The sequence below is a fragment of the Croceitalea sp. W27 genome (assembly GCF_055693185.1).
This window is the reverse complement of the sequence record NZ_CM146327.1, coordinates 209,070-230,508: the sequence shown is the minus strand read 5'-3', so window position 1 is coordinate 230,508 and position 21,439 is coordinate 209,070. Positions and strand designations below refer to the sequence as shown.

General features: G+C 36.1%; 20 protein-coding genes. 7 read left to right on the top strand and 13 right to left on the bottom strand.

Annotation, left to right across the window (positions count from 1 at the left end):
* The first annotated feature begins 175 nt into the window (after positions 1-175).
* A complete protein-coding gene (locus ACZ1GR_RS01105) occupies positions 176-1,039 on the top strand; it encodes a sigma-70 family RNA polymerase sigma factor (protein ID WP_339334431.1) in 864 nt (287 codons plus the stop codon).
* A gap of 626 nt (positions 1,040-1,665) precedes the next feature.
* The gene (locus tag ACZ1GR_RS01100; RefSeq protein WP_472610428.1) at positions 1,666-2,937 is read left to right on the top strand and encodes a hypothetical protein; all 1,272 of its coding nucleotides are present in this window, start codon (positions 1,666-1,668) and stop codon (positions 2,935-2,937) included.
* Positions 2,938-2,967: 30 nt separating this feature from the next.
* Here ACZ1GR_RS01100 and ACZ1GR_RS01095 read toward each other — a convergent pair whose 3' ends face one another.
* From ACZ1GR_RS01095 to ACZ1GR_RS01070, 6 genes are all read right to left on the bottom strand, one after another.
* On the bottom strand, positions 2,968-4,230 hold the full coding sequence (locus tag ACZ1GR_RS01095; protein ID WP_472610427.1) for a YaiO family outer membrane beta-barrel protein: 1,263 nt from the start codon (positions 4,228-4,230) through the stop codon (positions 2,968-2,970).
* Positions 4,231-4,261: 31 nt separating this feature from the next.
* Complete coding sequence (locus ACZ1GR_RS01090) at positions 4,262-6,637, bottom strand: sulfatase-like hydrolase/transferase (RefSeq protein WP_472610426.1); 2,376 nt, start codon at positions 6,635-6,637, stop codon at positions 4,262-4,264.
* 8 nt (positions 6,638-6,645) lie between these two features.
* Positions 6,646-8,076, bottom strand: a complete 1,431-nt coding sequence (locus tag ACZ1GR_RS01085; RefSeq protein ID WP_472610425.1) for a glycosyltransferase family 2 protein — start codon at positions 8,074-8,076, stop codon at positions 6,646-6,648.
* A complete protein-coding gene (locus tag ACZ1GR_RS01080; RefSeq protein ID WP_472610424.1) occupies positions 8,066-10,204 on the bottom strand; it encodes a HEAT repeat domain-containing protein in 2,139 nt (712 codons plus the stop codon). Before ACZ1GR_RS01080 ends, ACZ1GR_RS01085 begins: the two co-directional genes overlap by 11 nt.
* Positions 10,205-10,359: 155 nt before the next feature.
* Entirely contained in the window at positions 10,360-10,731 is a 372-nt protein-coding gene (locus ACZ1GR_RS01075; RefSeq protein ID WP_472610423.1) for a response regulator transcription factor, read from the bottom strand.
* A gap of 21 nt (positions 10,732-10,752) precedes the next feature.
* On the bottom strand, positions 10,753-12,507 hold the full coding sequence (locus ACZ1GR_RS01070; protein ID WP_472610422.1) for an ATP-binding protein: 1,755 nt from the start codon (positions 12,505-12,507) through the stop codon (positions 10,753-10,755).
* Positions 12,508-12,675: 168 nt separating this feature from the next.
* Here ACZ1GR_RS01070 and ACZ1GR_RS01065 point away from each other — a divergent pair, with 168 nt between their 5' ends.
* Entirely contained in the window at positions 12,676-13,965 is a 1,290-nt protein-coding gene (locus tag ACZ1GR_RS01065) for a dipeptidase (RefSeq protein ID WP_472610421.1), read from the top strand.
* Here the strand turns inward: ACZ1GR_RS01065 and ACZ1GR_RS01060 are convergent.
* Positions 13,943-14,365, bottom strand: coding sequence for an acyl-CoA thioesterase (locus ACZ1GR_RS01060; RefSeq protein ID WP_472610420.1), 423 nt, complete (start codon positions 14,363-14,365; stop codon positions 13,943-13,945). The genes ACZ1GR_RS01065 and ACZ1GR_RS01060 overlap by 23 nt on opposite strands.
* A 47-nt stretch (positions 14,366-14,412) precedes the next feature.
* Positions 14,413-15,309 (bottom strand): DUF72 domain-containing protein, encoded by an 897-nt coding sequence (locus ACZ1GR_RS01055; protein ID WP_472610419.1) that lies wholly within the window; start codon positions 15,307-15,309, stop codon positions 14,413-14,415.
* 145 nt (positions 15,310-15,454) lie between these two features.
* Between ACZ1GR_RS01055 and ACZ1GR_RS01050 the strand changes: the two genes are divergently transcribed.
* On the top strand, positions 15,455-15,865 hold the full coding sequence (locus tag ACZ1GR_RS01050; RefSeq protein ID WP_472610418.1) for a glyoxalase: 411 nt from the start codon (positions 15,455-15,457) through the stop codon (positions 15,863-15,865).
* On the opposite strand, the gene ACZ1GR_RS01045 is transcribed toward ACZ1GR_RS01050, so the two are convergent.
* The gene (locus ACZ1GR_RS01045) at positions 15,854-16,534 is read right to left on the bottom strand and encodes a DUF2461 domain-containing protein (RefSeq protein WP_472610417.1); all 681 of its coding nucleotides are present in this window, start codon (positions 16,532-16,534) and stop codon (positions 15,854-15,856) included. The two genes, ACZ1GR_RS01050 and ACZ1GR_RS01045, sit on opposite strands and share 12 nt — an antisense overlap.
* Positions 16,535-16,635: 101 nt before the next feature.
* On the opposite strand from ACZ1GR_RS01045, the gene epsC reads away from it, so the two are divergent.
* The 3 genes from epsC (at position 16,636) to ACZ1GR_RS01030 (ending at position 19,191) form a co-directional block, all read left to right on the top strand.
* On the top strand, positions 16,636-17,418 hold the full coding sequence (gene epsC, locus ACZ1GR_RS01040) for a serine O-acetyltransferase EpsC (RefSeq protein ID WP_472610416.1): 783 nt from the start codon (positions 16,636-16,638) through the stop codon (positions 17,416-17,418).
* 1 nt (position 17,419) lies between these two features.
* Entirely contained in the window at positions 17,420-18,304 is an 885-nt protein-coding gene (gene cysM / locus ACZ1GR_RS01035; protein WP_472610415.1) for a cysteine synthase CysM, read from the top strand.
* 146 nt (positions 18,305-18,450) lie between these two features.
* The gene (locus ACZ1GR_RS01030) at positions 18,451-19,191 is read left to right on the top strand and encodes a DUF6090 family protein (protein WP_472610414.1); all 741 of its coding nucleotides are present in this window, start codon (positions 18,451-18,453) and stop codon (positions 19,189-19,191) included.
* A gap of 132 nt (positions 19,192-19,323) precedes the next feature.
* Here ACZ1GR_RS01030 and ACZ1GR_RS01025 read toward each other — a convergent pair whose 3' ends face one another.
* From ACZ1GR_RS01025 to ACZ1GR_RS01010, 4 genes are all read right to left on the bottom strand, one after another.
* Positions 19,324-20,118 carry an alpha/beta hydrolase gene (locus ACZ1GR_RS01025; RefSeq protein WP_472610413.1) on the bottom strand — a complete coding sequence of 265 codons (795 nt, stop codon included), beginning with the start codon at positions 20,116-20,118 and terminating at the stop codon, positions 19,324-19,326.
* Complete coding sequence (locus ACZ1GR_RS01020; protein WP_472610412.1) at positions 20,105-20,980, bottom strand: alpha/beta hydrolase; 876 nt, start codon at positions 20,978-20,980, stop codon at positions 20,105-20,107. Before ACZ1GR_RS01020 ends, ACZ1GR_RS01025 begins: the two co-directional genes overlap by 14 nt.
* A 100-nt stretch (positions 20,981-21,080) precedes the next feature.
* Positions 21,081-21,257 carry a hypothetical protein gene (locus ACZ1GR_RS01015; RefSeq protein ID WP_472610411.1) on the bottom strand — a complete coding sequence of 59 codons (177 nt, stop codon included), beginning with the start codon at positions 21,255-21,257 and terminating at the stop codon, positions 21,081-21,083.
* A complete protein-coding gene (locus ACZ1GR_RS01010) occupies positions 21,254-21,424 on the bottom strand; it encodes a DUF1328 domain-containing protein (protein WP_472610410.1) in 171 nt (56 codons plus the stop codon). Before ACZ1GR_RS01010 ends, ACZ1GR_RS01015 begins: the two co-directional genes overlap by 4 nt.
* Positions 21,425-21,439 lie beyond the last annotated feature (15 nt).

Here is a 21,439-nt window from a genome sequence, read left to right as displayed (position 1 = left end):
TAGGCTCTTTTGCAGGAAATATTCCAAATACTATTAACAATTGTATTCCCCTTAAAAAAACATCCTGTTTTTTGGCAATGCTCATAAATTTTTGATAATAAAGCCCTAGGTCATTAGGAAAAATGATTCTAAAAATGTATAATGAGGGTTAATACTTAAAAAATCTAAAAAACGCATGAGGCAACTTAAAATCATTAAACAGGTTACCAATAGAGAATCCAAATCCTTAGATAAGTACCTACAAGACATTAGTAAAATTGATTTAATAACTGCCCAAGAAGAAGTAGAATTAGCACAAAGAATACGCACTGGCGATCAAGTTGCCCTCGAAAAGTTAACCAATGCGAATTTACGATTTGTTGTTTCTGTTGCAAAGCAATACCAAAACCAAGGTTTAAAACTGCCTGATTTAATCAATGAAGGAAACGTTGGTTTGGTTAAAGCGGCAAAACGATTTGATGAGACCCGCGGGTTCAAATTTATATCTTATGCCGTTTGGTGGATACGCCAATCCATACTTCAAGCTTTGGCCGAACAATCAAGAGTTGTTCGTTTGCCATTGAATAAAATTGGTTCAATAAATAAAATCAAGAAGACATTTTCATATTTAGAGCAGGCCCATGAGCGACCACCTTCTGCGGAAGAAATCGCAAAAGAACTTGACATGACCGTTACCGAGGTTAAGCAGTCGCTTAAAAATTCTGGGCGTCACGTTTCTATGGACGCTCCTTTAAAGGAAGGTGAAACTTCTAATCTCTATGACGTCATGCGTGCAGGAGAGTCTCCAAAACCTGACCGGGAATTAATGCATCAGTCTTTGAACACAGAAATTAATAGAGCTTTAGATACGCTTTCACCGCGTGAAGCAGATGTGGTTCGTTTATACTATGGAATAGGACAACAACCTTCTATGACCCTAGAAGAAATTGGTAGTACGTTTGATTTAACAAGGGAACGTGTTAGGCAGATACGGGAAAAGGCAATTCGAAAATTGCGGCATAACTCAAAAAGCAAAATCCTAAAAACATATTTAGGGTAATAAAAAAAGCCGTCAAGATAGTTATCGAGACGGCTTTGTTATTGTAACACTAAGCGCTAAGAACAATTCATTTGGGAAATATTGTAATCTGTTAGAATTTCATTTAACTTATTGATGAAATTCATGTAGGCTGTATTTTCGTTATTTTGGTTTTCCATAGTTTAGGTTTTTGTGGGGCAAAAAAGGCTATAGGTAATCCAATTCAGCTAATTCGTTCAAACTTAAAATTTCGTTTAGTTCTTGTAAAAATGCAAGGTATTCCTCACCGTAGGTATCGTATAACATTTTAGATTAGGTTTTAAATTTGGGTCATTTTATTAACACTGTAAACTTATCTCAAAGTTCATAAGGTGACAATAAAATGTGGTGAACTATCGTGAAAATGTTGTGAATTGATCGATTTACTAAAAACTTGTTAAAACAATGGTTTTTGTGTAGTCTGTATCTTACAGAAAAATGATTTTCTAAGGTTTATCATTTCTATATCAAGAAATAAGATGCTAAAATCATCACCTAGATAGGCTCTTATATACTGCGGCATTTACGTATGTTGTGAAATCGCAATAAGGAGCATTTATCAACGTTTATCCTATACTATAGTTGCTTTTAACATATTATTTTCCACCATGAAAACGTCCATTATATCTTCAATAAAAATATTACTATTACTCATCTTGTTAATTTCAGTCCCAACTCTTAGGGCCAACAATTCGAATACTATAATTGAGCAATCCGAGGAAAAGGGATTGCTTAAAGTGCAGAGCCACAGTTTTACTACTAAGAAAAAGAGTGCATTTTCATTGAATGGATTAACGGAACAAGTAGAAAGAGGTTTGACTATTGTTCATTTTCAAACAAATGAAAAATTGGAGTACCGTACTTATGATACACATGGCAGTGAAGACGAAGCCTTGGCAATGACTGAAGTTTTAAAAGAATTGTTTACCAATAAAGCCTCTTTTCTAATGCTAGCACATGATTCTGCAGCAAAGGGTTTAGCGGGAAATACTTCAGAACTAAATAAACTTGGGCTCTCGAAATTAAGCATGATAAAAAGTAGACAAGCTTATATTATGCACAATCTTAACGGGAAAATTGTTGAAGAAATAAATGACAGCTCCATTGACTTAAGAATCCAATTATCAAATACGATAAAGGATAGTAAAATCTACTTTCCTAGAGAGGTATATATCTTTGAGCCTAAGATTGACAGATACATTGCGCATGCCGGTGGTGAAGTGAACGGTATTAAATCTACAAACACCAAAGACGCCCTTGATGAGAGTTATGCCAAAGGCTTTCGCCTTTTTGAACTTGATATTATTGAAACTTCAGATGGTAAACTTGTAGCTGCCCATGATTGGGGCATGTGGTCTAGATTTACCGATTTTACCGGAGAACTACCTCCAACACATGAAGAGTTCATGAAACATAAGATCTATGGAGATTACACTACCCTGGATTTACAAGGGATCAATGATTGGTTTTCAGCGCACCCAGATGCTACATTGGTAACAGATAAATTGAACGACCCTATAGCTTTTGCAGAATCTTTTGTAGATAAGGATAGGCTAATTATGGAATTGTTTAGTGTGATGGCCACAGAAGAAGCGGCAGGCCATGGACTGAATGCCATGATTTCACAAATACCTTTTATGAGTATTAAAGGAGATAAACTAGATTTTCTAAAGATTAATAATGTCAAGTACATTGCCCTATCTAGAAGAATGATAAAGAGAGAGAAGAAATTACTATTACAGCTGCGTGATGCAGGTATAAAAGTATATGTCTACCATGTAAATTTTGACGCTGGCAAAGATGAAAAGTATGTATATGATAACGAGATAGGTCTCGTTTATGGAATGTATGCCGATAAATGGGCATTCGGCAAAGAATAAATACAATTGAAATTTATCTCGGTTAGACTTTTAAATCTTAATATTATAGGTAAGTCCTGCGGTAATGCCCCAAAAGAAATTACCAGAATCAAATGCAAGTTCTTGCCTTCGTACCTCAAGTCTAGTTCTGTATATATTTTGATTGTTCTTACTGGTAAATTGATACTCAAGCCCTAATCTTTGTGATTCAATAAATAACAGGGTTTCAGCAAGTAATACATCACCTGCAATAGTTTGTCTAAGTTCCGGTGAATACCCCACTCCAAAACTAAATCCGTAATAGTTCTCTGCATCCTTAAGATATTTTCGTGTTAATATATTCGCAGATATGCGGGTAAGGTTATTTGGTCTTGGTGTTATAAACGAGCGTAAAGAAAAATAATAGTTACCACGATAATGACCAATAGAATTGGTAATCGCGGTTACATTTCTTGTTTGTGTTACAATATATCTACCACCTGCCGAAAACTCAATGGCACCAGGTAAGTTTACATAAATATCTCCACCAGCCTTATGTGATGGGTAAATTTCGTCGTTTGAATACCCATAATTTAAATAGGCATAAAAGCGCTTTAAAAATTTTGGGTAGAGGTCGATTTCATATTGAAGACCGTTTCTACCAGATCTGCTTATATAGTTTATTCTTGGAATTATACTTCCGATTTCTGTTCTGTGGTTATATGATATATTAGAAAAAAATATTGGTTCGTAGCGTTCATTGAACATGGTGTAGGCATTATCAACCCCTAACCTACTCTCAGTTACCCATTCTCTTTTAATCTCAGATGTGGCTATTCCCTCTTTACTATCTTCTTGTTTGTGGATTTTTGACTTTTTATACCTGTTGTGGATTTTTTGATCGGTGTTATGCCAACCTAAATCTGGATAATCTCTATTTTGAATACGATTGCTGGCCAGTTGCTTTAAACGGAGGATTTCATTATTGTCGATTCCTTGGAAAATGGCTTTGTTCGCAAGGCCTAAGGCAATCATGTTTTCACCTGCGTATAGTTCATTTTTTATCGCAGAAATCCAATACTGGGAGTTATTTCGTTCTTGAACCAGTAATCCATTAAATATTTTTCTAGCTTCTTTATATTCTCTGCTCCAAGTATAGGTTTTGGCCAGTAATGCTTTCGCTTGAATGTTCTTAGGTTCCTTATTGGCTATTTTAACAAGAATAACCTTAGCCGATTCATGTTTTCCATCATAAGCCAATTGATAGGCTTTTGGATAAGATATATCTGTTTCACTGCTAGAAACATCTTGACACCATCCGACAAATGATATCATCACAAAGCCTAGGTACAATATGTTTCGTAAACTAATCATTATCTAAGGCAGCAACTATTTTATCGTTTTCGGGTTTTTTGAATATTTTTACGCCCGCTTTTCTGGCTTCTCGTTTTGCTCTCGCTATTTTATCGGAAATCATATGGGCACTAGAACTGTTCTGATTTACTATGTTGATTAATTCTAATGCATCCCTGTGTCTTCCTTCCCAAAAATAAACATCAAAAAGTGCTGCATAAGAATCTATATAATTTGGGTTAACCTTGATACAGGATTTAAAAATTTCTATAGCTTTCTCCCGATCTCGCTTCCATGCGTGTACTCGTCCGCTTAGTATTTTAGTATCTATATGACTTGGCGATTCAGACAGTACATAACGGCAAAGTAGAAGTGATTTTTGATAGTCTTTTTCAAAGGCTAAATCTCTAGCTATCATATAATATCTATCATAATTTTGTCCATTATACAGACTATTGATCCAAACCATTTCACTCTCTGTGAATTTTTCCTTTTTAATACTAAAAATGGCCAGACTGTCAGGAATTATTTTATTGTTCGTGGTCACATAGGCATTCATTGACTTGAAAGCCTTTAGTTTGGCTTTTATATCTCCGCCCCCAAAAGAAGAACTAAGATCCATATTGGTATCTATTTTATATACAGCGCCATCGGAATATAGTTTGTCACCGCTTACATATTCTTTAAGCTCATTTTTGTTTCGCATTAAAGGAATATTCTTTTTTGATCTAAACTTTTCGTTTGTATCTAAAGCACTACCCATCCAAGCAACTTTTTTCGGCATTTTTAACTCATAATGTCCTTCAAGTAAACTCAACAAACTTGGGGTTACATCAAAATGTGAAGAGATGGCACTTATCTTTCTGGTCTTTTTCAAAAGAGGACTGTACATAATCAAAGGCACATGAAACCTACTTAAGTTATTCCGCTGCGGTATCGGTATCAATCTGTGGTCACCGGTAACAATGAATATGGTGTTGTTATAACCCGGCTGTTTTTTATATGATTCTAAGACAAATTTTAAAGCATCATCGGTATAAAGTAATGTTGCAAAAACATTGTCATTTTTTCTGATGACCTTCATCTTTTTGGCATCATGCTTAAGACCTGGCATTATTTTAGCCACTTCTTTCTCGTAATGTTCTTGATTCGGGGGTATAAAGGGCTCATGATTACTTATGGTCATATAGGCTTCAACTCTCGGACTATTGCCATCTCGCTTTAAACTCATACTCTTCTTGAACAGTTCCTCATCAGGATATCCCCAAGAAGAACCCGCGGCATCTTCTTCTTGCATGGTATAGTTAGCACCAAAACCTGACTTATCCAATACAAAGTCTACATTCTCACTTAGCAAAAACTTATCCACACCATCAAATGAGCTATTGGTGCCTTGATAAAAGGCCGTTTGATAGCCGTTATTTTTTAAAATACTGAATAGGGTAAGCTTATTAGGGTATTTTTCAAGCTCCATAAAACCGCTCTTGCCAAAAGGCAATGACCCTAGTAGTGAGGGTAACACTCCAAAAGTTCTACCAGTATTGCTAAGACAGTTCTCCCAATACAGTGATTTTTGGCTTAAAGAATCTAAAAACGGAGTAAACCCACCATATTCTGCACCTTCACCGACAAAATCTCTTCCTAGCCCTTCTACGATAATAAAAACAATATTTGGCTTTTCTTCTTTAAGGTTAAAGAATTCACCCAATGGGTTTTCTGCTGGTTGCGGCTTAATTAAAGGATACTCAATGTCTGCGTTATATGAGGTGTCCTCTGTTGAACTATTGTAGATATTAAGTGCAAGGTATTGACTTTTATTTTGATTTATTGGCTTTCCATCTAAGTACAGGGTCGAAATGAAAAAACTGAATAGGATAATTGTAAAAGGATACATTCTACCAATGTAATGGTAGTATTTTGAGGTTACTTTATATAATCCGAAGTATATAGCGATGATAACGATAACACCGATAAATGGCAGGATAGAGACCCCACCAGAGTTAGAAATCGTCATTTTGATATCTGAAAAACTGTATCCTAATATATCGGAACCTAAAGGAACCAAAACTGTACAGTAATAACTTATTAATCCAGCTTCGATTATCAGTAAAAAAGCAATAATCACAAAAACTAGATTGAACCCATATCTCGGCCGAAAGCTCTCCCAAAAGTTAAAAGGAAATACGAGTATCAAACCTATTATGGATGCATAACCCAATTGGTGTGCAACTGCAATAAAAAAACTACCACTAAATATGGTGTCTACGACCCCCTTAAAATAAAGCGTTGCATATTGATATATGGATAGTAGCAATAAGGTACCAAAGAAAGAGATGATCAATCTTGTGTATTGCTTTAAGGTATATCTATCTATCGTACTTGTATTCATAACTTAAATTATGCAGCTTTAGCAAAACCTTTACGCACCTGTGAACCCCAGCCAGAATTTACTCTAAACAGCTTTTTGTAATTACCCCGAACTGCCGAAAAAACCAATATTGGGTGAAATGTTACGGGCTCTACTATTGCGCAGAACAGTAATATTAAAATATCTTTCGTCTTTTTATACTCGTTATAGGTAAAGACATCCCATAGTACAGCATAAAAAGAAAAGGTTATCGAAAAAACATAAATAGCAGCGGTCAAGGCAATGAAGAAATCCCAATTTATAATACCCAAATACCAGAAATAAATAATGGTAAAAAAACCAAAGAATTCTAATAACGGAGCTAACCACTCATAAAAAAACCAGTAGGGATAACTTATTAAACCTAATCTACCAAACCTTGAATTAAAAAGCATATCTTTATGCTTATACAGGGTTTCCAGATTACCTCTTGCCCAACGGTCGCGTTGGTTAACCAAAATCTTCAAGTCTTCAGGCACTTCGGTCCAACAGAGTGAATCGGGAATATATTCTATGGTATAAGGTTCTTTACGCTCATGCATATATCTTCGCATTCTAAAAACCATTTCCATATCCTCTCCAACGGTACCCGTATCATACCCACCAATAGCCAGGGCGATTTCACGATCAAAAAAACCAAAAGCGCCAGATATTATTAATAGGCTGTCTATGCGGCCCCAGGCCATACGACCTATTAAAAATGAGCGTGTATATTCCAAAAGCTGAAAGCGTGCCAACCAACTTTTTGGGAGTCTTATTTCTTCTAAAGTACCACCTGATATTTTACATGAGTTTGCAACACGAATTACACCGCCAACAGCAATCACGCGCTTTTTAGTACGTTGCGAAAAAGCTTTTACTACATGTAATAGTGCATCTGGGCGCAGTAGACAATCTACATCGATACAGCCCACATACCTGCTTTCCGAAAGAAAAACACCCGTGTTTATAGCATCTGATTTCCCCCCATTTTCTTTATCTATTATTGTAAGCTTAGAAAAGGAAAGTTGTGTGGATTTATATATTCCTCGTATTGGTTTTGACTTCCAATTGGGATCAATCTCTTTTTCTATCTTCACCAGATCATAGGCCTCTATCATTTTTTGAAGCGTATCGTCTTTACTACCGTCATTAACGACCATAACTTCATAATTAACGTATTTAAGCGATAGTAAAGACCTTATATTTTCAACAATTGTTAGACTTTCATTGTAGGCAGGAGCAATAATGGTTATACTCGGGGCAATTGGGGACGCCATTACTTTTGACAAGTCACCAAAGCTATTTTTATTCTTATAATGAATAGAACTTCTAGTCGAGAAATAACCCATGAATACAAAAAGGCAGAACAGTATCGAACTGAACAGCAAGAAAATGAGGTCGATGTACTCTAGTACGATGTCAAATAAACTAGTGCTCATTTTCCTCTTTCTTATCTAGGTTTAAAAAGAATTCTTCGGAAAGTTCAAAATCGAACAGGCTTTCTTCTTCTTTTTCTTCATTCTTTGGGGCATTTATACCAAACTCATCATACAAAAAACACAACTCTAGCGGTAGTTTATTATCGTCATTTAGAATAGTTTGTTGCTCTTCAATAATTGCGCTAGCTTCATCATTTAATTGGGTTGTAGGTTCAATTAAAGTTGATTCTTTATTATCCGATGTCATGGGGACTTCTTCATTTTTTAGAACCGGAATAACATCTACATACTCAGAATTATCAGAAATCCTGTTTTCAATAACAACAATCGCTTTTTTAGCAGATTTACTAATCTTTAATTCATTGGAATCTATTAAAGTTCTTAAAAAGAAGACCTCTTTTTCATCTCCAAGTGATTCCATTTCTTTAATAAGGATAAGCTTAGAGTTTAAATCCCAAGCTTTTTGGTAGAGCGGTAAAAAAACACTGGGTAACTCTATATCTTTTTCTAAAACTTTTGACTCAAGAACATTTTCTTCCAAGACAGTTACATCTTCTTCGGTATCGTTACTTTCTGAATATTCGTTCTCAAGTATTTTAACAACTGGGAAGTTTGTTTTTAAAAGTTGGAGCTTTTTAAATGCTTTAAAGCGGAGTTCAGATTCGTCTTCCTTCTCCATAATCTCCTCCAATAACCCTATTTGCTTGACATCTGTAAGAGACTCAATGGTATCGATAAAAGTGTTTTTTTGTTCGAAAGTCATCAAGGCATACTCCTCTTCAAGCTCATCTGAATTAGAGGTGATATTTGCCAAATCATCGTCCTTTGATGATAAAAGACCTAGTTCGTTGTTCAATGATGCGTCCGTTTCTTGGTCCATAGAACCGAATTCGAAGGCGTCTTCTAGTTCTCCAGTATTTAGTTCATCGTTTTCTTCTGACTGAACAATTACTTCGTTTTCAGGTAAAATATCTTTATTCTCGTTTGCTTGTTCAACCTTCAAATCATGTACAATAGTTTCAGCAATTTCAATGTTCTCTATTGATTTTTCATGTTTAGGCGAATCATCAACTTCATAAACATCGGTTTCCTCTTCGGTTTCTATTTCCAAATAATCTTCAGAAAGTGAAACGGTAGTTGTTTCATCTGAATGAATAATAGTAGGTTGTACTTTTTCTAAATCTACTTCAAGTTCTAAATCAGAAGGTTTGGTATTCTTAATATCTTTTGTAGGTAGAACAGTATCGGGTGAAATAGTATTGATGGCACTTCTTGCCTTGCTGCAAACCAAAAAGTTGGTCTCTTTAATGCTGACTCCGTTTAAAAAAGGAATGTCCGATGCATCACCGAACAATGCAACAGCACTAAGTATTTGAATTTTAACTTCATCGGTACAGTCAAGAAAAACAGCCCTTAGAGTACTTTTAGCTTCCTTAAAATTAAAGTCTTTTATACACTGAATTGCTGCAAGCTTTATATGGTTGTTTTTGTGTTTAACCAATTCTATAATAGACGCAGCAGCGTCATTTTGATTGTAGTGTTTTATTAGCCTTAATGCAAATAGAACAACATCGGTATTCTCTGATATCAACCAAGATTTGAATCTAGGGGGTGAATAGTCTTTAAGGCCAGATAAGGCTTCTATCATCTTAAGCTGTTGCCATTCACTTATGGTATAGGTAGTAGAATCTAGAATAAATTCGATACCCTCATCACGAAGTTTTATGGTGGCAATCTCAGCTTGTTTTCTGATAGGGCCTCTCCTATCGTTAATAAACTTGGTTATTAGCTGATACGATTCACCTACCTGCATCTGGGTGAGCTCTAAAATGCCTTGTGAAATTACTTGCCATCGCCAGCTTTTGAGCTTTGCGAAAGCATCATGGTGCAAGCCAAGTTCCCGATATAATTTAAACAGTCTTTCCTCTGTAGTACCCGCAACATCTTTTTGAAGATCAAAAAGTATTTCCGCCAATATCTTTCTAAAAGTTTTATTACGAAGGTATTCTCTAATCTCGATTTTTAGATTGATATATTCCTTTTGATCGTCTTTTGAGTCTTGAGCAGAATGGAATAGAAAATTACTGATAATTGGTGCCAATTCAGCTCTTGTACTAGCTGTTTTCAAGGCTATTTTAGATAGTTTCGACTTGAAGAAAAAGATGAAACCAAAGTAAAGCACACCAAGGCCTATAAATAGAAAGGTGAAATTCCAAAGTATGCTTGTATCGACCGTGGGGGAACTAACAAGAAAAAGATTGTAATATGTAGATAATTCTATATTCAATTCACTCTACTTATTTCTCTAGATACCCTTACTAACAATTCCGAAGGGCTAACGGGTTTTGAAATAAAATCATTTGCGCCCATTTCAAAGGCACTCAATACGTTCTCTTCGTTGGAAGCTGATGATATCAGGATTATTGGAATTGTAGATTTTAAATCATTTCTGATATAATCTACCAATTCGATACCTGAAAAATAGGGCATCATGATATCGCTGACTATAATATCGGGCAAAGACTGGTTCAACCAATCTTTTACTTCTTTACCATCATTCTTAAGTACTACCTCATATCCGCCCTTTTCGAGGCGATAGTTCAATAGTGATGCAAGCATAGCATCATCTTCTGCTAGTAGGATTTGTTTTTTCAATGGGACCGGGGGATTTATTTATTATTTTGATTTTATTCGTTCTATTTCCAACTCAATTAAGGGTTCTATATGTTCGTATTCTTTTAAAAATTCTTCGTACAAAAAATTTAAATGCTTAATATCTCTATTCGATTTACAGACCAAGCTCATCTGCTCGCATATTTCAATGAGACCATTCAGCTTTAACATACGTAAACCACTTTTGATTTTATGGGAAGTAAAGCCCACACCATCGAAATCATCATTTAATAGATGGATTTTGGTTTTACCGATAAATTCTATAATATTTCTTTTGAAAAGAACTACCAACTCATCCAACAACGCTATTTGACCCATACAATCTTCTAAAACAGCATCTAAGTTGAGTTCTTGGGTCAGTAGATCGGTCTTGTTAATTGGCTCCATGATTTCGATTTTAGTTTCTCGTTCCGTCATCTTTTTGTTTTTGCTGTTAATAATTTTTTCGAGTAAGTTATCGGGTCTGAATGGTTTCAGAATGAAATCGTTTATTCCTAATAGTTCAAATTGTTCTTTATCCGATTTGCTGAAATCTGCAGATAAAGCAATTATGGGTATATTCTTTACGTCCTTTTTGTTAGTATTTCGAATAGCCTTCGTAATATCGAAACCGCTCATTCCCGGCATTCTTAGATCCATAAGTACAACATCTACTTTATGATTGTTTAGAATTTTTAATCCATAAAGGCCATTGTCGGTAACCACAGTTTTGCAACCCCAGTTTTCTAAACGGCTGGCAATAAGTTTTTGGTTCAGTAGATTGTCTTCAAAAACCAAAATTGTCATTCCGTCTAAAGTCTTATTTTTTTCTAGTTTCGACTTTTTAGTTACAGAAGGCTTAAGTTGTTTTTTTCGTGCTACTTGATAGGGAATTTCCAACTTAAATGTCGTACCTGCCCCAACCGTACTAGAAACAGCAATCGTACCTTTGAGTTGCTCTACAATCTCTTTTACGATGCTCAAGCCGAGTCCTGAGCCACCATATTTGATATGGGTATCTTGTTCGGCCTGTTGGTATGAATCGAAAATCTTTTCAAGTTTTTCTTTTGCAATACCGATACCAGTATCAGAAATTTCAAAACCTAAACGAACCTCATTTTCCTTAGCAGATTTTAAACTTATATTGAAATCTATTGCTCCTTTTTCAACAAATTTTATGGCGTTGCCCAGTAAATTCAATAGTACCTGAGAAAGTTTTGACGGATCACCAATTATAACTTCAGGCACATTTTTATCAATATCAAGATTGAATTTTATCTTTTTGTTTACAATCAGGGTTTGAGAAAGATAGCTCAGCTCATTGAGCAGATTTTTTAAATTAAATTCAATGGAAGCAAAATTCTCTTTACCGGCCGAGAGTTTAGAATATTCGAGCAACTCGTTGATAATGGTCAATAAATTATTAGAGGCCAAGCCAAGGGCATTAACCAGTTCCTGTTGCTTTTTGGTCAGCTTGGTCTCTTGTAAAAGGTCAACAAAACCAACGATGCCATTTAATGGGGTTCTTATCTCATGGCTAACATTTGCAATGAGGGAGCTTTCGGTTACAGCCTTTACTTTTTTTGGTAGTTTATTTGTGTCAACTATAACTGTTTCGGTTTTACTCTCACCAAAAACCTTGTTCTCTAAGCCATTTTTGAAAGTCTCAAAAGATTTTTTAAGGTCCGAGGCCTCCGAAGCACTCAGTTCAGCGAAGGAAAACTGATTAAGGCCGTCTTCAATTTCAGAAAGTTGGGTTAGTAATTTTCTTGTTTTCACAATGGTTTTTTTGGTCAACTCTAAGCGAGGTTACCCGAAAAAATGGGTAATACTCTGGTTTTTATAATTTTAAAGCTCCCCATTTCATGCACCCTAAGCAATTAATTGTTATCTAGGCTAGATATTCTGTTGTCAAAATGCTTTATTTGTAGGTATAAATTTTTGGAAATGAAAAAACTTGGAATTTTATTGGGCGTATTCTTACTATTTGCTTGTGCTGAAGGAGAAAAAACCAAAGCGGAAACTATGACTGAAAAAGCTCAAAGAATACATGAAAAAGTAATCACAATTGACACTCATGATGACATCAACGTAAAGAACTTTACAGATTCAATAAACTACGCACAACGCCTTGATAATCAGGTGAATTTACCCAAGATGAAAGAAGGTGGTCTTGATGTAGCTTGGTTTATTGTTTATACCGGACAAGATTCTCTAAATGCCGAAGGGTATGCAAAGGCCTCAGCAAATGCAATCTCAAAATTTGATGCAATTCACAGACTTTGTACCGATTACGCCCCAAATGATATTGAGCTTGCCCTAACATCTGCTGATGTTCGCCGTATTCAAAAATCAGGTAAAAAAGTAGCAATGATTGGCGTTGAGAATGCCTACCCAATAGGTGAAGACTTATCAAAATTTGAAGAATATCATAAACGTGGTGCCAGATATATTTCATTATCGCACAATGGACACAGCCAATTTTGTGATTCCAATACGGGTGAAAAGGACAGTATTTGGCTACATAATGGTTTAAGTGAATTAGGGCAAAGTGCTGTAAAAGAAATGAATAGACTTGGAATAATGATAGATATTTCCCATCCCTCAAAAGAGTCTATGGAGCAAATGGTTGCACTTTCAAAAGCACCTATAATCGCTTCGCATTCATCGGCAAGAGCGCTTTGTGATCACAGTAGAAACCTCGATGATGAACAGCTAAAATTATTGAAAGAAAACGGAGGGGTGGTGCAAACGGTCGCCTTCAGCTCCTACCTAAATGCGGAAAAGCATGAAGCACGTGCTGCTTACATGAAAGAAGTCTATCAATCGGTAGCGGATTCTTTAAGATTGAATTGGTATGATAGATCTCAGTTTGCTTCGCTTTCCGATGCTGAAAAAGGAGAATTCATGGAAAACTACCCGAAAATCATGAAAATTGGTAAAGACCTGGTCAAAACGAAAACCGATGCTCCAGCCGCAGTAAACGTTGAAGATTTTGTAAACCATATTGATTACATGGTAGATTTGATAGGTATCGACCATGTAGGTATAAGTTCTGATTTTGATGGCGGCGGTGGCATTGATGGTTGGTCAGATGCCTCAGAGACGCTTAATGTCACAACCGAACTGGTAAAACGTGGTTATTCTGAGGAAGAAATAGATAAGCTTTGGGGAAGGAATTTATTGCGTGTACTTGATGAAGTGCAGGCCATAGCTAAAGAAATACAAGCCAACTAGGCGGCTTCTTTTTTTTAGCCAAACGGTCTTTTACAAATTCGATTTTGGTTTTACCATGTGGCTTTGGTTTGCCATCATCATCTAAATTGACCATGATAATGTTGTCGACGGTGACAATCGTTTCTTGTGTCATTTTATTGCGTACCTCACAGTTTAGGTTTAAGGAGCTTTTGCCAAATTTTACGGCCTCTACCCCTATTTCAATAATATCTCCCTTAACTGCCGTGCTCATAAAATTGATTTCTGACATGTATTTGGTGACCACCTTTTTGTTTTCAAGCTGAATGATACTATAAAGGGCAGCTTCCTCATCAATCCAAGCCAATACCCTTCCACCGAACAAGGTGCCATTGGCATTTAAGTCTTCGGGTTTTACCCATTTTCGTGAATGAAATCGCATATCATGATAGTTAGAATTCACTCACAAAATTAAGTAAGAAGTTGTGACTATAGTAGATTGATTTGCTCTCCACCTAAAGTTTTGGGGATAATCAAATTTGTTCCCAATTTTTTGTTCAAATTGTCAATAAAGTATGCAGATAAAAGTGGAGATTCCAATTCCATATTTTGGTGTACAAAGAAATGGACATTATTCAGGCCCATTTTTTTCCACTCCTCCAATTTACTTACCCAATCTATCAATCTTGGATAGTCACTCTCATGATTTGCGCCTACATAACGTATAAAGGCTTCGTTTGTAGTCAAGCGCATATGCATAATATCTCTTCTGCCGGCTGTGTCTACCAGAACATTGGCAATATTATTCTCTTGAAGCAAGTGAAACAGTTCATTGGCAACTTTTTCGTCATTGAACCAATCTGTATGCCTAAACTCCATGGCCAAGGGAAACTCTTTTGGCCAGTATTCTACAAAGCGTACTACCCTATCCCAGTTCTTGGGCCCAAAGTTGTTGTGCATTTGTAGAAAAATGGTACCCAGTTTTTCCTTTAACAAAGACGTAACTTCTAAATATCGATCGGCAATGGCATATACCTTATCGTTCATTCTTCGTAAATGACTCACTTCATTGGTCATTTTTGGAAAAAATTTGAATCCCGCTGGGGTTTTATCGTACCATTTTTGATAAGTTTCCGCTGGAAAAATTCTATAGAAAGTAGCATTCAATTCAATGGAATTGAATTGTGTAGAATAGTAGCTTAATTCATCTTTTGTGCCCCGAGGGTAGAAATTCTTCAAATCTTGTTTATTCCATTTGGCACAGCCAACAAAAACTTTAACCGGGTCATCGGTTCTTGATTTACCCAATAACACCTCGGTATCGGGGTGTGTTTTAGGCATTGAAAAGTCTATCAATTCAGGGGTTTCCGTTTTACCGAACTTCATAAGTGTAAGATATTTAAAGGACTCTAAAAATACATATTTTCATAGCTTATGGCCATATGCATCATGTTTATAAGAAAGTTAACAACTAAACAAATTGCTATACGGCTTTCAAAAGGCATATACTACCTTTATAAAAACTATCAATATGAGCGATAGGTCTAATGATTTACTGCATATCCGTCCCGATATTAAATCTACCCAAATACATCCAAACATGAGTCTCGGCGAACGTTTTCAAAACGAAACCCTGCGACCGATCTTAAAGTTTCAAAACAGCTTACTCATAGCATTATTCAAGAATTATATCAGAAAGCATAAGAATACGTTTTACGAACTATCTCTTGAGAAAAGACTGCAATACATTGAAAATGCCATCCAAAAAGATGTAAAGTTTAGAAACTCTTTAAAAGGCCTAATCATAGGGTTATTTACAGTCGATGAGTATAATACTTATATTCAAGATTCTTCCGCACTTAACAAACGGATGATGAATATGGTGGTAGAGCGTCTTAAAGACCAAGTACAATTATTAGATGACCCTGTGCTAAGCTATTAACGATTCCCCATTTAAATTTGTGGTCAAAATTGAACTCATCAAGTCAAAATACGGTCGAATCGCTTGAAAAGAATGGTCTACTTGATCTATAAAATCTTTAGAAAGTACTTCTTTATTCGTAAAAGTTTTGGTGAATATAAACTGCTTGTGACGAATCAGGTCAATATCCTTATGTTCTTTATCAAAGCCTTTGGGCGCTGTTTTTAGGGCATCGCCCTGAAGCATTCCCCAAACCTTTTTAAACTCGGAATCTTCCAGAATTGCCCTAAATTCTGACGCATCGAGTTCCAGTTCTTTTCTAATACGCATCAAATCTTCCTTATTCGGATCCCAAAACCCTACAGCCATAAAAGTTTCTCCTGGTTTTATCCGCAGATAATAACCACCTCTTCGTTCTAGTCCCATTCTCGAAAAAGAGCCTGCAAAGTGGGCCTTGTACGGGGTTTTGTCTTTAGAAAACCGGACATCCCTATAAATACGGAATATTTTTAATTTTTCTATCTGGTCATGCTGGTTCAATCGCTGCATAACCGCATTATAAAAAGCTTTCACATCAGCTTCATGAGCCTTAAAGGTTTCCTTATTGGCGGTAAACCACTCTCGATTATTATTCTTGGCCAATTTTTTTAAAAAGTCTAGTGAAGTTTTGTTAATTATTTCAACCGACATATCACAAACTGCTGTTATTTTATGCTAAAGTTAACCATTTCTAAGCTTGTCATTTTTTTAGAATGGCTAATTTTGACTGCTGTAGTACCTAATAAATTAAAATGGACAAACAACTAATTATTGATCAACTTAAGGCACATAAAAAACTACCCTACTTAGACTATAGATTAAAAAGAAACACAGAGACTTTTACCGATACACTTTTCTATACCCTATTTGATATCAATACCCATGTAGAAACGCATTTAGAAAAACTGGAAGAACAGTTCGATGCATTGGTAAACCTGGCCTGCTGGGAAACCGCGAAGCCTTGCCATAAAATTTGGGAAAACTATGTGGCTGAGCTACCAATCATTCTAAAAAAATTGAATTTGGACGCGGAAGCCATACTTAGCTGCGACCCAGCTTCACTTTCCATTCAAGAAGTGTATATGGCCTACCCAGGTTTTTATGCCATAGCAATCTACAGATTGGCGAATGTTTTGTACAATCAAGGTTTTCCATTGGTTCCGCGTTTAATGACCGAATATGCCCATAGGCAGACCGGAGTGGATATCAACCCAGGAGCTACGATTGGCGAATCATTTTTTATCGACCATGCCACAGGAGTTGTCATTGGTGAGACCGCGGTCATCAAGAATCACGTGAAAATTTACCAAGGGGTTACTTTGGGTGCTTTATTTGTGAACAAGTCACTGCAAAAAACAAAGCGCCACCCAACAATAGAATCTAATGTGACCATATATGCCAATGCTACTATACTTGGTGGAGAAACTGTGATAGGAGAAAATTCCATTATTGGCGGAAATGCATGGCTTACGGAATCCATACCGGCAAATTCTACTGTTTTTCATACCCCTGTGATTAAAATAAAGACCAAATAAAATGGCTAAAAACATTTTAGATTTAATAGGAAATACCCCTTTGGTAAAGTCAAGGGTTTTAAATACCAACCCGAATGTGGACCTCTACTTTAAGTTGGAAGGCCACAACCCAGGCGGAAGTGTAAAAGACCGCCCCGCCCTAAATATGATTAAAAACGGATTGGAACGGGGCGATTTCACCACGACATCTAAACTCATTGAAGCCACAAGCGGTAATACAGGTATCGGATTGGCCATGGTGGCCGGTGTTTACCGTTTAAACATTGAATTGGTGATGCCCGAAAACTCCACTGTTGAGCGTATACAAACCATGCGGGCCTATGGCGCCAAGGTTACCTTGACCCCCGCCGATATTGGTATTGAAGGCGCACGCGATTATGCTGAAAATAAAGTAGCAAATGAAGGGTATATCATGCTTAATCAATTTGGGAATTCGGACAATTGGAAAGCACATTATACTACCACAGGTCCAGAAATTTGGAGGGATACCGATAAAAAAATCACCCATTTTGTCTCCAGTATGGGTACGACGGGGACGATTACGGGCACCTCTACCTTTTTGAAAGCGCAAAATGCCGATGTTAAAATTATAGGTGTACAGCCTGAAGAAGGTTCTCGCATACCTGGCATACGAAAGTGGTCGCCTGATTATGTACCAAGTATATACGACCCTACAAAAGTGGATGATATTCTATACGTGAATCAAGAAGAAGCTGCCGCAATGGCAAAGCGATTGGCCAAAGAAGAAGGTATTTTTTCGGGTATGAGCAGTGGTGGCGCGGCTACAGTGGCGTTGCGAATGGCAAAACAAATAAAAGAAGGTACTATTGTTTCTATTGTCTGTGATCGTGGTGATCGGTACTTATCTTCTGACCTGTTTGATTAAGATACTGTTAAAAACTTCTCTAAAATACGGTTTACAAAGACTTGAAATAGCTTCTAAAAAAAACCGAACTTCGTTATCCATCACTAAATGGAATTGAAACTCCACTTAGTTAAACGTTGTGCTTCATTATCTGAAACCGCTAACCAATGATAAAATTCTTTAGAAAAATTAGGCAAAATCTACTCTCTGAAAATAAATTCAGTAAATATTTGATTTACGCACTTGGAGAAATTATACTTGTGGTTATCGGAATTTTGATAGCATTATCGATTAATAATTGGAATGAATCCAAGAAATCATCACGAATAGAGCTGGAGTTTTTGAAGAATTTAAACAGAGATTTAGAAATAGATTTAGTGAATTTTGAAAATAAGATAAGCATAGATTCCTCAATTATGTCGTCAAATAAAAAAATAATGCTGGCGATTCAGAACCATGATGAAGAGGCGTTGAATAAAAGTTATTTAGGAAACAGAAATGGGTTATCAGCGATTAACAGAGCTAGTATATTTTATCCTCAAAAATCTGCTTATGAAAGTTTAAAATCACAAGGTATTCACCTAATATCAAACGATTCCTTAAGGCAGAAAATAATAAATCTTTACGACTACAGATATCAAACTATATCAGACTTTTTAAAATTTCAATGGGACATGTTGAGTCAAACTAATCCTTACTTATTCGAAAATTTGGAAACTAATATTGATGGAGAAACTAAAAGACCGAATGATATAAATCAGCTATTTAAGGACAAACAATTCTATAATTTCGTATCGCACATGTATTCTGAAAATCTAATTGCCTTGGATTTTTACAGACCTTGCTTGGAGGATTTAAAATCTGTTAGTTCTGCACTCAAACAAGAAATACGAACTATCGAAAAATAACGAAAGCACAACAAAGAACTGAGGTAAAAAACAAGTCTTTCCTTCTTTAATTTAAGACATTATTATTCTAGGCTCATAGATTCCCTAACTGATTTTCCGTAACTAACCATACACCAACCGATAACGAAACCTCTATTCCAAAGCCCCATCAATATTGCCAGTATAGGCTTTAAAATTTATCAAATCATTATGCCCACCACCTTCGATGGTTATAAATTCTTTTTTACTAGTAGCAAGGCTAAATAATTTTTTACCAGATTCATATGGTACCACAGCGTCTTCTGTACCATGAAAGATGCTTATTGGGCAGTTTACCTTGGTAATGTATTTGTTTGATTCAAATTTGTATTTCAACAACCACGTTACCGGTAACACCGGAAAACGTTTTTTAGCTACCTCCAATAAATTATAAAACGGGGTTTCTAAAACCAACTTTGCAGGCTTGTTTTTAGATGCCGTATAGGTCGCTATAGAACAGCCGAGGGAACGCCCATAAACAATAAGCTTGTTTTCATTATAATTTTCCGAGGCATAATCATAAAAAAGTTGCGCGTCTTTGAATAAGGCCGCTTCACTTAGTTTGCCAGTGCTTTTGCCATAAGTTCTATAATCCATTACAATAACATCATACTCTTTTTGGGCAAAAAAGGTCGCTATTTCACCCCAACGCGATAAATCGCCTGCATTACCATGAAAATAAAGAATAACGCCTTTTGGGTTTTCACGTTTAAAATGGAGTCCGTTCAGTTTTGCGCCGTCATCCGCCGTTAAAAAGAACTCTTCGAAAGGTTCCGAAAAGCTATAGGCATAATCTTGGGGTAATTCTGAAGGTAGAAAAATAATTTTCTCTTGTAAAAAATAGAGCATAGCGGTCAATAAGAGATATAAGACTAGAAGAACGCACCCAACGCGTTTAAACTTTGGCATTTGTTGGTTTTGATGAGTGCTGAACGTGAATACTAGAACCCTCTAAATCTACTTTTTTAGGTCTTGAATTCACGATTTCCGTTAGCATTTGATGGTACGATTCAAATGTATTTAAATTCTTATGCCCGCCGCCGATAACCGTATGTAAGGTTGTGCTTTTAGGTTTGATTCGTGATAGTTTTACACTAGTCTTGTAAGGAATTAATTTGTCGTCCGTACCATGTATAATGTGAATAGGACAATTTACATATTTTAACCACTTGTACGTCGGCATGGGGAATTTAATCAATAAGGACAAGGGCATAAAAGGAATAAACTTTTTCGCCACCTTGCTCAAACTATAGTATGGAGCATCTAAAATGAGCATTCTAGGATTGTTCATAGAAGCCAGTTTGGTCGCAAAACCCGAACCTAAAGACCTGCCATATAAAATGATGTATTTTTCCGATACGTTATCCTTTAGTTTATTGTAAACGACCTGCATATCGCGTTTTACGGCCTTTTGGGTTCTACGGCCTGTACTTTTTCCGAAGCCTCGATAGTCGACCATGATAACATCATAACCATGCCGTGTAAAATCTACCGCAAACTTGCCCCAACCTTTGATACTTTTTGAATTTCCTTTTAAATAGAACACAACACCTTTTGGGTCCTTAGCCTTGAAACGAAGTCCATTGATGGTTGCACCATCCCTGGTTTCGATATTATATTCCTCTGTTTCTTGATTCTCGTAATAGAATTGAAAGTCTTTCGAAAGTTTCTCTGGTTTAAACAAAAAATAGTCCTGCAAAAAATATAACAGTATGCTGATAAGCACATAGACTATCAAAACAATACCTAGAATATAAGTTATCTGTTGCACGACTATAATTTTCTTGAAAATACAAAAAACTAGAGTATCGGTATTAACCATAAAAAAAGAGCGCAAATTGCGCTCTTTTTTTCTTATATCAAATGCCTTATTATTTGTCTGTGGCATCATCTATTTCATCTTCAACTTCTTCAACACCTTCTTCGATGTCGTCGCCTACCTCTTCAATAGCATCTTTTGCTTTTTCTTCAGTAGTCTGTTCTCTACAATTTATCAGTGTAAGTACTATAACAAATACCGATAAAATTTTTATTGCTGTATTTTTCATTTTTCTATTTTTTTAAATGAGTTCTTAATCAAGGTTAACATAAATAAAACTGTAAATATGATCGACAATATCTTGGCCCATGTCGCAGCTTTCCCTAAGATTTCTCCATACCCGAGTACACCTGCTAATATGGCGATTACTATAAACCGTATAGACCATCTAAACATATCATTAAATTTCAA